We start from the raw sequence: 12,938 nt of genomic DNA on the forward strand, positions 1-12,938 counted from the left end.
AGACCTACGTGGCGGGGCTGCGGCGGGCGCTCGGGCCGGCGCGGGGCGCGCTGGTGTCGCGGTCGGCGGGGTACTCGCTGCGGTTGGCGGAGGGCGCGCTGGACGTCGACGTGTTCGAGCGGCGGCGCGCCGAGGGGCAGCGGTTGTTCGCGGCGGGGGAGTGGGCCGGCGCGCGTGCCGCGTTGGGCGAGGCGTTGGCGTTGTGGGAGGGCGTGGCGTACGAGGGGTTGTCCGGGCCTTACGTCGAGCTGGAACGTCGACGGCTCGGCGAGCTGCGGCTGGGCGCGATCGAGCTGCGGGCACGCGCGGCGCTGGGGCTGGGCCGGTTCACCGAGGTGATCACCCAGGTCAGGCCGCTGGTGGACGAGCACCCGTGGTACGAGTCGCTGCGGGAACTCCTGATGCTCGCCCTGCACCGTTCCGGGCGACCCGCCGAGGCGCTGGAGGTGTACCGCGACGCCCGCGACGCACTCCTGGCCGACCAGGGCTTGGAGCCGGGCCCATCACTGCGCCACCTCCACCAGGTGATCACCGCGGAAACCACGGCCCCGCCCCACCAACCGGCCGCACACACCCCGCACGCCGCAGATCACCCGACGGCCGCGCACGATGCCTTGGCAGGCCACCACCTGCCGGCCGCGCATGACGCGTTGGCCGGGCACCACCCGATGACCGGGCCGCGCGTGCCGGCGGGTCACACCCCGCTTGCTGGGCACCACCTGCCGGCCGCGCACGACGCGTTGGCCGGGCACACCACGCTCGCCGGGCACCGCGCACCGGTCGCCCAGCACGCGTCGGCCCTTCCCACCCACTCCGCGGAAACCACCCGCCCCGTCCCGGCGGGATTCGTCGGCCGGACCGGGGAGATCGCGCTCCTCCGTTCACTGGTCGCCGACGTGCGTGCCGGCCGCGGCGGGGCGGTGTGGGTCGAGGGTGATCCGGGGATCGGCAAGTCGGCGTTGCTGGCGCTGGCGTTGGCCGGTGTCGACGGCGACGGCGCGCGGGTCGCCTGGGGCGTCGCGGACGAGATGGGACGGCGGTTCCCGCTGCACGTGATCACCGAGTGCCTGGACGGCGTAAAGGCGTCACCGGCGTCCGGCCGGCGAGGCTTCGCGGGCGCCGACGCGGCGGCGGTCGAACAGGTCGTCGCGGTGGTCGAGGCGATCTGCGCGGACGCGCCGCTGATCCTGGTGGTGGACGACCTCCAGTGGGCCGACGACTCGAGCCTCCTGGTGTGGCACCGGCTCGTGGCCGTGACCCGGCGGCTGCCGCTGCTGCTGGCCGCCGCGAGCCGTCCCACCGCCGGTCGGCGCGACCTGGCCCGGCTGCGACGCGGTGTCGAGGCGCGGGCCGGTCACGTGGTGGCGCTGGGCCCGCTCGACGACGCGGACGCGGAGGACCTGGTCGCGCACGTGGTCGGCGGACGTCCCGGCCCGGTGCTGCGCGGGATCACCCGACGTGCCGCCGGAAACCCGCTGTACCTCCGCGAGGTCGCGCACGGCTTGGTGGCGCGTGGCGCGGTGCGCGTCGTGGACGGGGTGGCGGACGTCGACCCGGCCGCCGGCGACGAGCTGCCCGGTTCGCTGCTGGCCGCCGTGGGCCGGTCGCTCGACTTCCTGTCCGAGGACGCCCGGCAGGTGTTGCGGTCCGCCGCGTTGCTGGGCGTGGAGTTCCGGGTGGGCGAGCTGGCCGCCGTGACGGGCCGGTCGGTGCTGGACCTGGCGTCGGTGCTGGAGGAGGCGGTGGCGGGCGCGGTCGTCGTGGAGGCGGGGGAAGAGCTGGCCTTCCGGCACCCGTACCTGCGGGAAGCGCTGTACGGCGCCATGTCCGCGCCGGTGCGGGCGGCGTTGCACCGGCAGGCCGCGCAGGCGCTGGCCGCCGCGGGCGCGTCGGTGGACCGGGTGGCGGCGCACCTGGTGGCCGAACCCGTGCCGGTCGACGCCTGGGTGCTGGACTGGCTGACCGCGCACCACGCGGCGCTGGCCGCCCGCAGCCCGGGGATCGCCGCCGACCTGCTCGGCCGGGCGACCGACACCGACCCCGCGGACGCACGCCAGCGCACCACGTTGTCGACCGCCCTGGCCACCCTGCGACACGCCGGCGGCCTCGAATCGGAGCAACGGCCCAGGGGAGCGGCGTTCCACCACGGCGTGCACGGACGGCGGCTCAACCGACGTCCCGTCCCCGACCGCTCCTGCCACGCGGACACCGCGACCGCCGCGTTCTGCCGCGCCACCGGGCCGGACCGCTGAGCCGCCGGACCGCTGAGCCGCCGGACCGTTAAGCCGTCGAGCCGGAAGCGCGGGAACGCCGGCACGAGGGCAGGTGTCAGCGGCCGAGCGCCGCGCGCACCTTGCCGACCACCGCGTCCTCGGCCCGACCGACCCGGCCGTCGGCCGACGCGACCTCCGCGCACATCGCGACCACCGCGTCGGCGAACGCGTCGGCCTGCGCGGCGGACCTGGCCGACAGCAACGACATCGAGTCGCGCAACGCGGCCAGCACGCCGTTCTCGACGTCGACCACCGAGCCCGCGGGCAGTTCCGGCGCGTCGGAGCCGACGACGTGGCGCACCTCGGGCGGCAGGGTCGCCATCGCCCGGATGCCCGCCCGGCTCTCCTGGTCGAGCGCGCCCTCCTCCGCGACCGACACGAGCACCATCGCGCCGTAGACCGCCGTGCGCAGCGTCCGGCCCTCCTCGTCCGTGTAACCGCTCATGCCGCAACTCTAAAGGGACGCCGACGGCCGCACGCCCGGTTCGGCGGATCACCGCGGATCACCACGTCGACGACCTGCCTGAGGCTTGTCGGAGCACAGCGCGTTCCAGCACGTGGACCGGTGCCCGACGGCCGACCGGCCCATGCGTTCCGCACGTCCGCGACATGCGCGGGGCACTGGCCGCGTGAGGGTTGCACGACTGAGGATTGCACCCCGTACGGCCCACCAGCCGAGGAGTTCGCATGAGCGATCCCGTGACAGCCGGTTCCCTCCGGGGACCTCTCGCCTTCCGGAGGCACCTGCGCGCCGAGGCGGGCGGGGACGACACCGTGTTCCTGTTCTGCCAGAACGGTGTCACGGCCGTGCGGTCGGCGTGGATCGGCGCGATAGCCCCGTTGCTGGACGGCACGCGGGACCTGGACGCCCTGGTTCGCGCGAGACCCGCGGGCATGGACCCCGACGACGTCGCCGGGCTCGTGGACGGCCTCGTCGACGCCGGTTTCGTCGCGGCACGCCCGCCGGCCGCCGTCGACGAGGACGAGCGGGCCCTCGCCTATTGGGACGCGTGCGGTGTCGACCTGCACGCCCTCGGCGCCGCCCGCAAGCCCCGCGTCGCCTGCGTGACGTTGGGCAGCCGCGCCGAGGGGGAGTCCGTCGTGGACGCACTCAGCGCCGCCGGGCTCGACCTGGTGGACCCGTGCCAGGCGGACCTCACGGTGGTGCTGTGCGAGGACTACCTCGACCCGCGCCTCGCCGAGCTGGACGCCATGCACCGCCGAACCGGCCGGCCGTGGCTGCTGGCCCGCCCGGTCGGCCCGCAGGTGTGGATCGGGCCCGTCCTCGAACCCGGCCGCACGGCGTGCTGGCACTGCCTGTCCCACCGGCTGTGGGGCCACCGGCACGCCGAGGCGTGCGTGCAGGCGGTGCTCGGCGCGAACGGCCCGGCCAGCAGGCCGACGTCCGTCGTGCCGCCGCTCGGCTCGGCCGCCGCCAACCTGGTCGCGCTGGAAGCGTCGAAGTGGCTCGCCGGCTACCGCCACCCCGGCCAGGACTCGGTGTGGGTGCTCGACACGCTGCGGATGCACGGCGAGCTGCACGAGCTGCGCCGCCGCCCGCAGTGCCCGGAGTGCGGCGACCCGTCCATCGTGGCCCGGCGCGGCTGGCAGCCGGTCGTGCTGCGGTCCGCTCTCAAGGAGTCGGGCACCTGCCACCGCACCCTCACGCCGTGGCAGATGCTCGACCGCTACCGGCACCTGATCAGCCCCGTCACCGGCGTGGTCAAGGAGATCGGCCGCGACTCGCGCGCGCCCGCGTTCGTCAACTCGTTCCGGTCGGGGCTCAACGTCGCGCGCGGCGTCACCGGGCTCGCCGGGCTGCGCGAGGAGCTGCGCGGCGAGAACGGCGGCAAGGGCGTGAGCCCGCTGGACGCCGAGGTCGGCGCCCTGTGCGAGGCGGTGGAGCGGTTCTCGGCCAACTACCAGGGCGACGAGATGACCGTGCGCGGGTCGCTGCGGTCGCTCGGCGACAACGCCCTGCACCCGAACTCGACCATGCTGTACTCGGACCGGCAGTACGAGGAGCGCGTGCGCTGGAACCAGCGGCACGCCGCGTTCCAGCACGTCACCGAGCCGTTCGACGAGGACGCCGAGGTCGACTGGACGCCGCTGTGGTCGCTGACCGAGCAGCGGCACCGGTTGCTGCCGACCGGGATGCTCTACTTCGGCGTGCCGGAGGCGGTCGCCGGGCGGTCCGTGCGGGCCGACTCCAACGGCAACGCGGCGGGGTGCAGCATCGAGGACGCCGTGCTGCAGGGCCTGCTGGAGCTGGTGGAGCGGGACGCGGTGGCGCTGTGGTGGTACAACCGGCTCAGGGTTCCGGGTGTCGACCTCACCGCGTTCGGCGACCCGTGGGTGGAGGAGATGCCCGACCAGTACGCCCGCCTCGGGCGTGAGCTGTGGGCGTTGGACCTGACCACGGACCTCGGCGTGCCGGTGGTGGTCGCCCTGTCCCGCGTGGTCGGCGGGCCGCGCGAGGACGTCCTGTTCGGCTTCGGCGCGCACCTCGACCCGCGGGTGGCCCTGCGCCGCGCGGTCACCGAGCTGAACCAGCTGCTCCCGGCCGTGCTGCACGGCCCGCCCGCGTTCGACGACCCGGACGCCACCGCGTGGATGCGCAACGCCACCGTCGAGAACCAGCCCTACCTGTGGCCGGCGTCGGGGCACCCGCCGCGGCGCCCCGCCGACTTCGCCCACGTGCGGCGGCCGGACGTGCGCGACGACGTGCTGGCCCTGGTCGACGTGCTGCGGCGGCACGACCTCGACACGCTCGTGCTCGACCAGACCCGGCCCGACATCGGGATGCCGGTGGTGAAAGTCGTCGTGCCCGGCCTGCGGCACTTCTGGGCGCGGTTCGCGCCGGGTCGGCTGTTCGACGTGCCGGTGCGCATGGGCCTGCTGGACCGACCGACGGCCTACGAGGACCTGAACCCGTTCCCCATGTTCCTGTGAACATCTGAAGAATTCCGCGAAAATCCCTCGTCCCTATTGTGGGCGAGGGATTTTTTGCATGCCCGACTGCGCCGATCGGCCGCCTGCGTGATGCACACAAAAGCTGGTGAGAAACGCATGTGTTGGCTGTGCCTGAAGCACTTGGAAAAGGAGGTTTAATCGCGCAGAATAATGTCAGACAACGCGATACCGGGAGGGCCAAGATGCGCCAGACTGTTTCCGACAACGTTTTCGCTCTTTTCGCCGACCAGGCCGACGAGGTGTCCACCGGGGGCCGTCCGCGGTTGGTGATCGACCGTTTCGACCAGTGGAGCATCCGCGCTGAAGCCGCGGTGGCGCTCACCGGGGCGTGTTACTGCCGCGTCGAGGCGCTGTCCGCGTAATCCGGCTGCCCGCCCGGTCCGCCAGGATCGACTTCACCGGCCCGGCCCGCCTGATCAGCCTCGGTTCGCCTACCCGGACCGACTGCCTGATCACGCGGGTCGGGCCGTTGTGCGTGGTGAATTGCCGGTATTGGTCGTTCCTGGCCGATTTCGCGACCCATTTCGTGATGGGGTATGCACGCTGCGTTGTGAGTGGGGTTCGCAAAGGCTTGATCGCGATGAACGGCGCCCGTGACAACTGGTCGACCCGAGGCCTTCTGCAAGCTCAGCGCTCGTCGGCCCGATCCTCGCTCGCCGTGCCCGCGCCCAACGTGCCACTGCCCGGCGTGCCCGCGCCCAACGTGCCACCGCCCAACGTGCCACCGCCCAACGTGCCACCGGCCGCCGCGACGGCCTCCGCCTGGTCCTGCTCCCGGCACGCGGCCAGCGCCCGCACCGGCAGCGCGGCGTGCAGCCGGAACGTCCCACCCTCCTCGGGCCCGGCGACGAGCGTGCCGCCCAGACGGCCGACCCGCTCGGACAGGTTCCCGATGCCGCTGCCCGGCGAGTGCGCGTCCGCCCGTTCCGCGTCCACGTCGCCCACCCCGTCGTTGACGATGTCGAGGTGCACGTCCCCGTCCGCGGTGCGGCGCACGGAGATGTCGCAGTGCTCCACCTTGCTGTGCCGCAGCACGTTCGTCACGCCCTCGCGCAGCACCACGGCGAGCACCGTGCGCACGGACGGCGGCAGGCACTCGTGCTCCACGTCCACGGTGACCTGCACGTCCGCCGCGACCAGCACCGCCTCCGCCGACCTGGCCTCCTGCTCCAGCGACAGCTCCTGGTCGCCGGTGGCGACCGACCGGACGTCGGCGAGCGCCTGCCTGGTCAACGCGAGCACGTCGACCAGCTCGGCCGCCGCCCGGTCGTGGTCCACGCTCAGCAACCTGGTCGCGAGCTGGCTCTTGAGCGCGATCGCCGACAGCGTCATGCCGAGCAGGTCGTGCAGGTCGCGGGCGAACCGCAACCGCTCCTCGGCCAGCGCGGCGCGGGCCAGCCGCCTGCGGGTCGCGTCCAGCTCGGTCGCGAGCCGGGTCAGCCAGGTCAGGCCGAACACGACCAACCCGCTGATCACGGTCGCGGTGACGTTGAAGACGATCGCCGCGGGCGTCAGGCCGAGGCTCGCCTGGATGCCGACCACGCTGCCCAGCACGCCGGCGAACACCGCCCACCCGGCCAGCGGCGGCAGCACCAGCAGCGCGCTGCCCGCCAGCATGCCCGGCATGCTCACCCACGCCTCCTGCAGCGCGAGGAGCGGCAGGTAGATCAGGGCCGCCTGGACGGCCAGCAGCCCGTACGCCAACGGCGGCCGCAGCCGGGCCGTCGGGTGGCTGAAGTAGAGGAGTTGCAGGGCCAGCAACGCGCCCAGGTGCCCCACGGTCAGCGCGATCTGCCACGCCTCGCGGGTCAGGTAGAACGCGTGCACGACCGCGCCGAACGTCCGCCCGGCCAGCACGGTCGCGAGCAGCGCCCTGATCCGGCGCGCCTCGCCGTGCGACCAGCGCCCGCCCTGGTCCTCGGCCGGCTCGTCGTCCCACGTCTCCTCGGCGACGGGGAACTCGACGTGCAACCGGTGGCGCTCGTCGGAACCCCGGCCCGAGCGCAGCGAGCCGCCGAGCCGCTCGACCTCCTCGGCCAGCTTGTCGAGCCCTTCGCGGTCGGCCTCCGGCTCGCACGGCAGGGCGCCGCTGCTGACGATGTCCAGCGACACCGCCTTGTCGGTCTGGTGCACGGCGATCTCGCACTGCCGCACGTCGTTCTGCCGCAGCACGTCCGTCACGCCTTCGCGCAGCACCCTGGCCAGCGTGGCGCGGGTCCGCGCGGGCAACGCGTGGTGGTCCAGCTCGACCCGCACGGCGATGTCCGACGCGGTGAGCAGGGACTCGGCCGTGCGCGCCTCGCGTTCCAGCGACACCGTCCGGTTGCGGCGGGCGACCGCCCGCACGTCCGCCAGCGTGCGCTGCGAGACGTCGATGATCTCGGCGAGGACGGTCCTGGTCCGTTCACCCGACTTGGTGATGAGCCGGTGCGCCAGCTCGCCCTTCAGCGAGATGTCGGAGAGGTTGAAGCCGAGCAGGTCGTGCAGGTCGCGGGCGAACGCCAGCCGTTGCTCGGCGACCGCCCGCACGGCCAGCTCCGAGCGCGCCCGGTGCAGCTCGCCGACCAGACGGGTGAGCCTGGTCAGCAGGTACACCTCCAGCGCGAAGCCCGCGACGCTGGCGGAGAGGTAGACGACGTCGATGGACAGGCCCGTGGCCTCGTACTGCGCCCACGCCGAGATCGCCACGATCGCCGCGAACAGCGGCCAGGCGAACCGGGGTCGCAGCACCAGCAGCGCGCTGCCCGCCAGGAAGCTGGGAAAACCCAGCCAGGAGTACTTGAGGACGAGGACGGGCGTGTAGACGAGCACGGCCTGCGCGGCCAGCACGACGTGGCTGAGCCGTGAGCGCAGGTCGGTCGACGGGCGGCCGAAGTAGCCGAGCTGGATGCCCAGCAACGCGGCCGTGCACAGCACACCGACGGTGGTGGCCAGCGGCCCGACGGCCGCGCCGGAGGCCAGCATCTCGGCGAGGCCGACCACCCAGTACGCGCCGAAGACGACCGTGACGATAGTGGTCGCCAGGTACCACGCGAGCCGCGGTCGGCGGTCCGCACTCGCCGTTCCCAGCGGTGCGGTGGTCGCCGGCCGCTGGTCTGTGGCGCTCTCCTGGGAATCGGTGCAGGTCAAGCTCACCCTCCGTCCGCGCGGGGGCGGGCCGCCCGTGCGCACCCCCTGAGGCTGACACGGGTGCTGCCCGGTTCCGAGCCTCCGCGACGACCACCCGTTCGGCGCAGCGGCTCCCGTGCTGTGCCCCCAGCTTCCACGATCATGAAAAACGCACGTCCAACCGATGGGGCGTGACAATACCCCGTGGGACGCCTGGTGGGGGCCAGGTCGGATGAGGTGTCGCGGTCCGGCGCGGAGTTGTGGCGGCACCGGTCGGAATGCGACCGGAAAGCCGGCGGGAAATCGGCGGGTGTGTTCCGACGAACGCGCGCCGGGTGACGCCGTTCGGGTGAAACCTGTCGTCGAACAACAGCGCCCGGACATCTCCGCGTCACCCGGCCGACACCCGCCCGACATCAGGAAGAACGGCGATGTCGTATTTTCGCGAGTTTTCCGGGGGTGACGCGCGGCAAGGGGCAAGGCGGGCGCGCCAAGGCGAGCCGGATGGTGCGGCGGCCGGGTGGCGCGGCGAGGGCGAGGGCGGGGAGCACCCCGCCTGGGGGCGGACGAGTCACCGCCCGCCTGCGGTTCGGGCCACAGGCGGGCGGGAGTCTTCCGCGATCGGTCAGCGCAGGGCCAGTCCTTCCGCGGGCGCGGGCGCGGAGGGGATGTGGAACAGGTCGGTGAACAGCTCGAACTTCTCGAACGGGCCGGTGATGCCCACCGCGCCCGTTGCCACGGCGTCCGCCGGGCTCAGGCCGCCCGTCAGCACGTCCAGCATCACCGGGCCGCGCGGCTGCAGGATGAGGTCCGCGTCCGGGTGCGAGCCGCTGCCGACCCGCAGCTCACCGTCGTCCACGACGGCGTGCACGACCATGTCGGGGTAGTGCAGCTCGTAGACGACTCGCACACCGGAGGCGTGGTCGCCGCGGAACGTCGTGTAGAGCGACAGGATCGCCGAGTCGAGCGTGAACACGTCCTCCGGCCCCGGCCCGCCGAGCGACCGCGCGCCCCACAGCCCGAGCTGGAGCAGCACCGGCTCCAGCTCGGCGCCGTACTCGGTCAGCTCGTAGACCACCGAGGCGTCCGGGGCCGGCTCGACCCGCCGCCGCACGACCCCGCCCTGCTCCAGCTCGTTCAGCCGGGCCGACAGGATGCTCGCGGGGATCTTCGGCAGGCCCCGGCGCAGCTCGGTGAACTTCTTCGGGCCGAGCACCAGGTCCCGCAGCACGAGCGGCGCCCAGCGCTCGCCGATGAGCTCCAAGGCGCGGGCGAGCCCGCAGAACTGGCCGTAGGTCCGAGTGGTCATGACTGTTCCTCACATCCCAACGTGGTCACGCGGCTCGATCGCCTTCGCAGAGCAGGTTCCGGTGCAGCACCTGCAGTTCGTCGCAGGGCTCGACGCCCAGTTCGCCGTTCAGCCGCGCGCGCAGTTGCCGGTAGGCGGCGAGCGCGTCGGAGCGCCGCCCGCTGCGGCCCAGCACGCGCATGAGCTGGCTGTGCAGCGCCTCGTCCATGGGGTTGCGCGAGATCAACGAGCGCAGCTCGCCGATCAGCTCGTGGTGCGCGCCCGCGCCGATCTCCGCCTCGATGCGGAGGTGCAGCGTGCTGCGCCTCTCCTCGGTGAGCTCCAGGACGTACGCCGAGAGCACCTGCCCGCACTGGACGTTGCCCAGCGGCGAGCCGGACCACAGGTCCAGCGCGGCCCGGAAGCAGCGGGCGGCCTCCGCGAAGCGGCCGTGGTCCAGCAGCTCCCGGCCACGCCGCTGCAACGCCTGGAACTCGAACACGTCCACCTGCTCGGGGGAGATCCGGAGCACGTAGCCGGGCGCCTTGGTGACCAGCATCGGCTCGCCGAACGGGGCGAGCTGGTTCTCCTCGATGCACCGGCGCAGTTGGTAGACGTAGGTGTGCATGGTGGTGCGGACGCTGCGCGGCGGGTTGTCCGCCCACAGCTCCCGCACGATCGAGTCGATGTGCACGACCCGTCCCGGCCGCCGCACCAGCATCCCGAGCAGCTGGAGGACTTTGGGCGTGGTCGGCGCGTGGTCGACGCCGTTGCGCCGGATCTCCAGCGGGCCGAGCAGGGTGAACCGCACGGCACCGCCCGGCGGTGTCGGCGGTTCGGGGAGTGACGAGCCGGTCAGCTCGTCGGACAGTGGATCTTCGGCGTACATCGCAAGCGCCTCCCACATGAGGTCGTGAGGTGCGTCCGGACGCGGGTGGAATGTGGTGACCTCCACCACTGCGGCGGTGTCGGAAGGGACTGCACGACACTGACAGACGGCCGCTGACCTGGACCAGTGAGCCGTCCACCAGACCGAACCTGCATCCGTCCCGCGCGGCCGTGAAGTTCACACAGTGGGCGCGTGATCCGCGCACTGGCCCGCCCGCCCCCGGCGCGCCACGATGAACCGGATTCGCCCTATTCGGCAGGAGCGTTGGTGATGAGCGCACATCTTCCCGGCTGCTGCCGGGCGTGGGTCCTGCCGTGATGGAACTGCGCGACCGGAGCCCGCTGGGAACGATCCCACTGTTCTCGCTGGCGGAGGACAGCCTCCTCGAGTTCGGTGAGGACGGCGTGCTCGTCGCGATCACCCGCTGGGGCGAGTTCGACCTGTCCGCGGCGACCCCGCTGGCACGGGAGGCGCTGCGCCGCATGGCGTTGGGCCCCGTGTCGCTGGAGAACGTCGGCGTGCCGACCACCCCGGCCGGGGCGGTCACGCCCGCGTGGACCGGCGCGGACGACGCGTCGCTGGACGCCATCCTCACCCGGCTCGCGGGCTCGGTGGTGCGGTCGCTCGGCCTGCGCGACGGCATGGGCCCGCTGCTGTCCGTGGTGCCCGTCGCCTCCGCGCCCGTGTTCGCGCACACCCCCGTCGACCTCGAACGGCTGGTCCGGCTGTCCCGGTTCAGCGCGCTGCGCTCCCGCGACGCGAAGCTCACCGTCGAGTCGCCGTCCACCGGGTACCACGCGGTGCTCGCGCAGCCGTGGGCCGTGCGCGTCGCCGCGGCGCTGGGCCGGCCGACCGCGGTCGCCGAGCTCGCCGCCGAGACCGGCGTCCCGCTCGACGTGGTCGCCGAGGTGGTGGCCTACCTGGTGGGCGCCGGCCTCGTCGTGGTGGCGGACCAGGAGGGCCGGTTCGCCGAAGACGACGACCAGGTGCTCGGCCTGTGGTCGTACGAGGAGCTGCTGTTCCACGTCAACAGCCGCGACTGGCGGGTGGTCGGCGCGGGAGAGGCGGTGGAACGCCCGCCGGCGCCGCTGGTGAAGGACGTCGGCGCCGCGACCGGCATCCTGCTGCACAGACCCGTGGCCGCCGAGCCGTCACCCGCCGCGGCGCCGGTGCGCGCGTTCGACGCGGCACTCCTCGGCGAGCTGCTGTTCCGCACGGCCCGCGTCACGTCCGTCGACACGGTGCGGCGCGGCGGCACGCGGCGCGAGGTGACGCGGCGGCCGTACTACAGCGTCGACTGCCTGTACGAGCTGGAGCTGTACGTCACCGTCAACCGGTGCCGCGGCCTGCCGCGCGGCATCCACCACTTCGACCCGGTCGGGCACCGCCTCGTCCCGGTCAACGACGACCCGGCGGACGTGGCCGCGATGCTCGACATGGCGATGGTGGCCGCGGCGTCCCGGCGCAGACCCGCGGCGCTGATCAGCGTCACCGCGCGGGCCGACCGGATGGCGTCCGTGCCCGGCGGGCTGCCCTACGCGCGCACGCTGCTGAACCTCGGCGCGCTGCAGCAGTCCCTGTTCCTGACCGCGGCGGCACTCGGGCTCACGGCCCGCGCCGTCGTGGTGGACGCGGGCGGCCAGGTCGGCCGCGCGCTCAAGCTCGACTGGCCGTCCGAGGTGGGCGTCGGCGAGTCCATCCTGGACGTCGCCCGCTGATCCGTCCACTTCGGTCACCGGCCCGGAAGTGGTTGTGCCGTAGCACGTGGGGCGCTGTGGCGCGCCTCCCCGCCGGCGTGCCGACCACCGTCCCCGGTGGACCTCGATCGCACGTCGAGCGAGGCGCAACCGCGGTGGGTTTGTCTGGCACCGACCAGAGGTGCACGACGTATCCGAGGGGGCGGACCCGATGCGATCAGGACCACTCGCCGTAGCGGCGGACAACAGAGACCTCTTCCGGCCCGCGGTGCCGGAGGACACGACGACACCGTTGCGCTCGGCCGTGCGGCAGGCCATCGCCTGCATGCACGAGAACTACCGGGAGACGATCACCCTGGGCCGGCTGGCGGCCGAGGTGTTCGTCAGCCCGTTCCACTTCTCCCGCGTCTTCGCCAAGGCCACCGGCATCACGCCCGGCCGCTACCTGACCGCCGTGCGGCTGTTCGAGGCCAAGCGGCTGCTGCTGACCACGTCCCTCACGGTGTCGGACATCGTGTGCAGCGTCGGCTACAGCAGCACCGGCACGTTCACCAGCCGGTTCACCCGCGCGGTCGGCATGACGCCGACGCAGTACCGCGACCCGCGCGTCGACGAGATGCTGGTCGCGCTGTCGCCGAACCTGCGCCGCCTGCCCGCGCTGCCGGTGCTGGAGGCCGCGCGCGCCGCGGCGCCCGCCGCCGGCACGGGGC

At 73.4% G+C, this 12,938-nt stretch carries 9 protein-coding genes; 5 read left to right on the forward strand and 4 right to left on the reverse strand.

The window, feature by feature from the left end:
* The coding region (locus ACFQ3T_RS28245) for a BTAD domain-containing putative transcriptional regulator (protein ID WP_380727678.1) at window positions 1-2,252 on the forward strand (2,252 nt) is incomplete at its 5' end.
* Window positions 2,253-2,328: 76 nt separating this feature from the next.
* On the opposite strand, the gene ACFQ3T_RS28250 is transcribed toward ACFQ3T_RS28245, so the two are convergent.
* Window positions 2,329-2,718, reverse strand: a complete 390-nt coding sequence (locus ACFQ3T_RS28250) for a hypothetical protein (RefSeq protein ID WP_380727680.1) — start codon at window positions 2,716-2,718, stop codon at window positions 2,329-2,331.
* A 242-nt stretch (window positions 2,719-2,960) separates the two neighbouring features.
* Here ACFQ3T_RS28250 and ACFQ3T_RS28255 point away from each other — a divergent pair, with 242 nt between their 5' ends.
* Window positions 2,961-5,225 carry a TOMM precursor leader peptide-binding protein gene (locus tag ACFQ3T_RS28255; RefSeq protein ID WP_380727682.1) on the forward strand — a complete coding sequence of 755 codons (2,265 nt, stop codon included), beginning with the start codon at window positions 2,961-2,963 and terminating at the stop codon, window positions 5,223-5,225.
* A gap of 203 nt (window positions 5,226-5,428) precedes the next feature.
* Window positions 5,429-5,608, forward strand: a complete 180-nt coding sequence (locus ACFQ3T_RS28260) for a hypothetical protein (protein WP_380727684.1) — start codon at window positions 5,429-5,431, stop codon at window positions 5,606-5,608.
* Between the two features lie 265 nt (window positions 5,609-5,873).
* On the opposite strand, the gene ACFQ3T_RS28265 is transcribed toward ACFQ3T_RS28260, so the two are convergent.
* The 3 genes from ACFQ3T_RS28265 to ACFQ3T_RS28275 form a co-directional block, all read right to left on the reverse strand.
* Window positions 5,874-8,375, reverse strand: coding sequence for a sensor histidine kinase (locus tag ACFQ3T_RS28265; protein ID WP_380727687.1), 2,502 nt, complete (start codon window positions 8,373-8,375; stop codon window positions 5,874-5,876).
* A gap of 604 nt (window positions 8,376-8,979) precedes the next feature.
* Window positions 8,980-9,663, reverse strand: coding sequence for a winged helix-turn-helix transcriptional regulator (locus ACFQ3T_RS28270; RefSeq protein WP_380727689.1), 684 nt, complete (start codon window positions 9,661-9,663; stop codon window positions 8,980-8,982).
* Between the two features lie 25 nt (window positions 9,664-9,688).
* A complete protein-coding gene (locus ACFQ3T_RS28275) occupies window positions 9,689-10,531 on the reverse strand; it encodes an AfsR/SARP family transcriptional regulator (protein WP_380727691.1) in 843 nt (280 codons plus the stop codon).
* 317 nt (window positions 10,532-10,848) lie between these two features.
* On the opposite strand from ACFQ3T_RS28275, the gene ACFQ3T_RS28280 reads away from it, so the two are divergent.
* The gene (locus ACFQ3T_RS28280; protein ID WP_380727693.1) at window positions 10,849-12,249 is read left to right on the forward strand and encodes a SagB family peptide dehydrogenase; all 1,401 of its coding nucleotides are present in this window, start codon (window positions 10,849-10,851) and stop codon (window positions 12,247-12,249) included.
* A 190-nt stretch (window positions 12,250-12,439) separates the two neighbouring features.
* A partial coding sequence (locus tag ACFQ3T_RS28285; RefSeq protein WP_380727695.1) for a helix-turn-helix domain-containing protein occupies window positions 12,440-12,938 on the forward strand: 499 nt, incomplete at its 3' end.

This window comes from Saccharothrix hoggarensis (genome assembly GCF_042678885.1).
GTDB classification, from domain to species: Bacteria; Actinomycetota; Actinomycetes; order Mycobacteriales; family Pseudonocardiaceae; genus Actinosynnema; species Actinosynnema hoggarensis.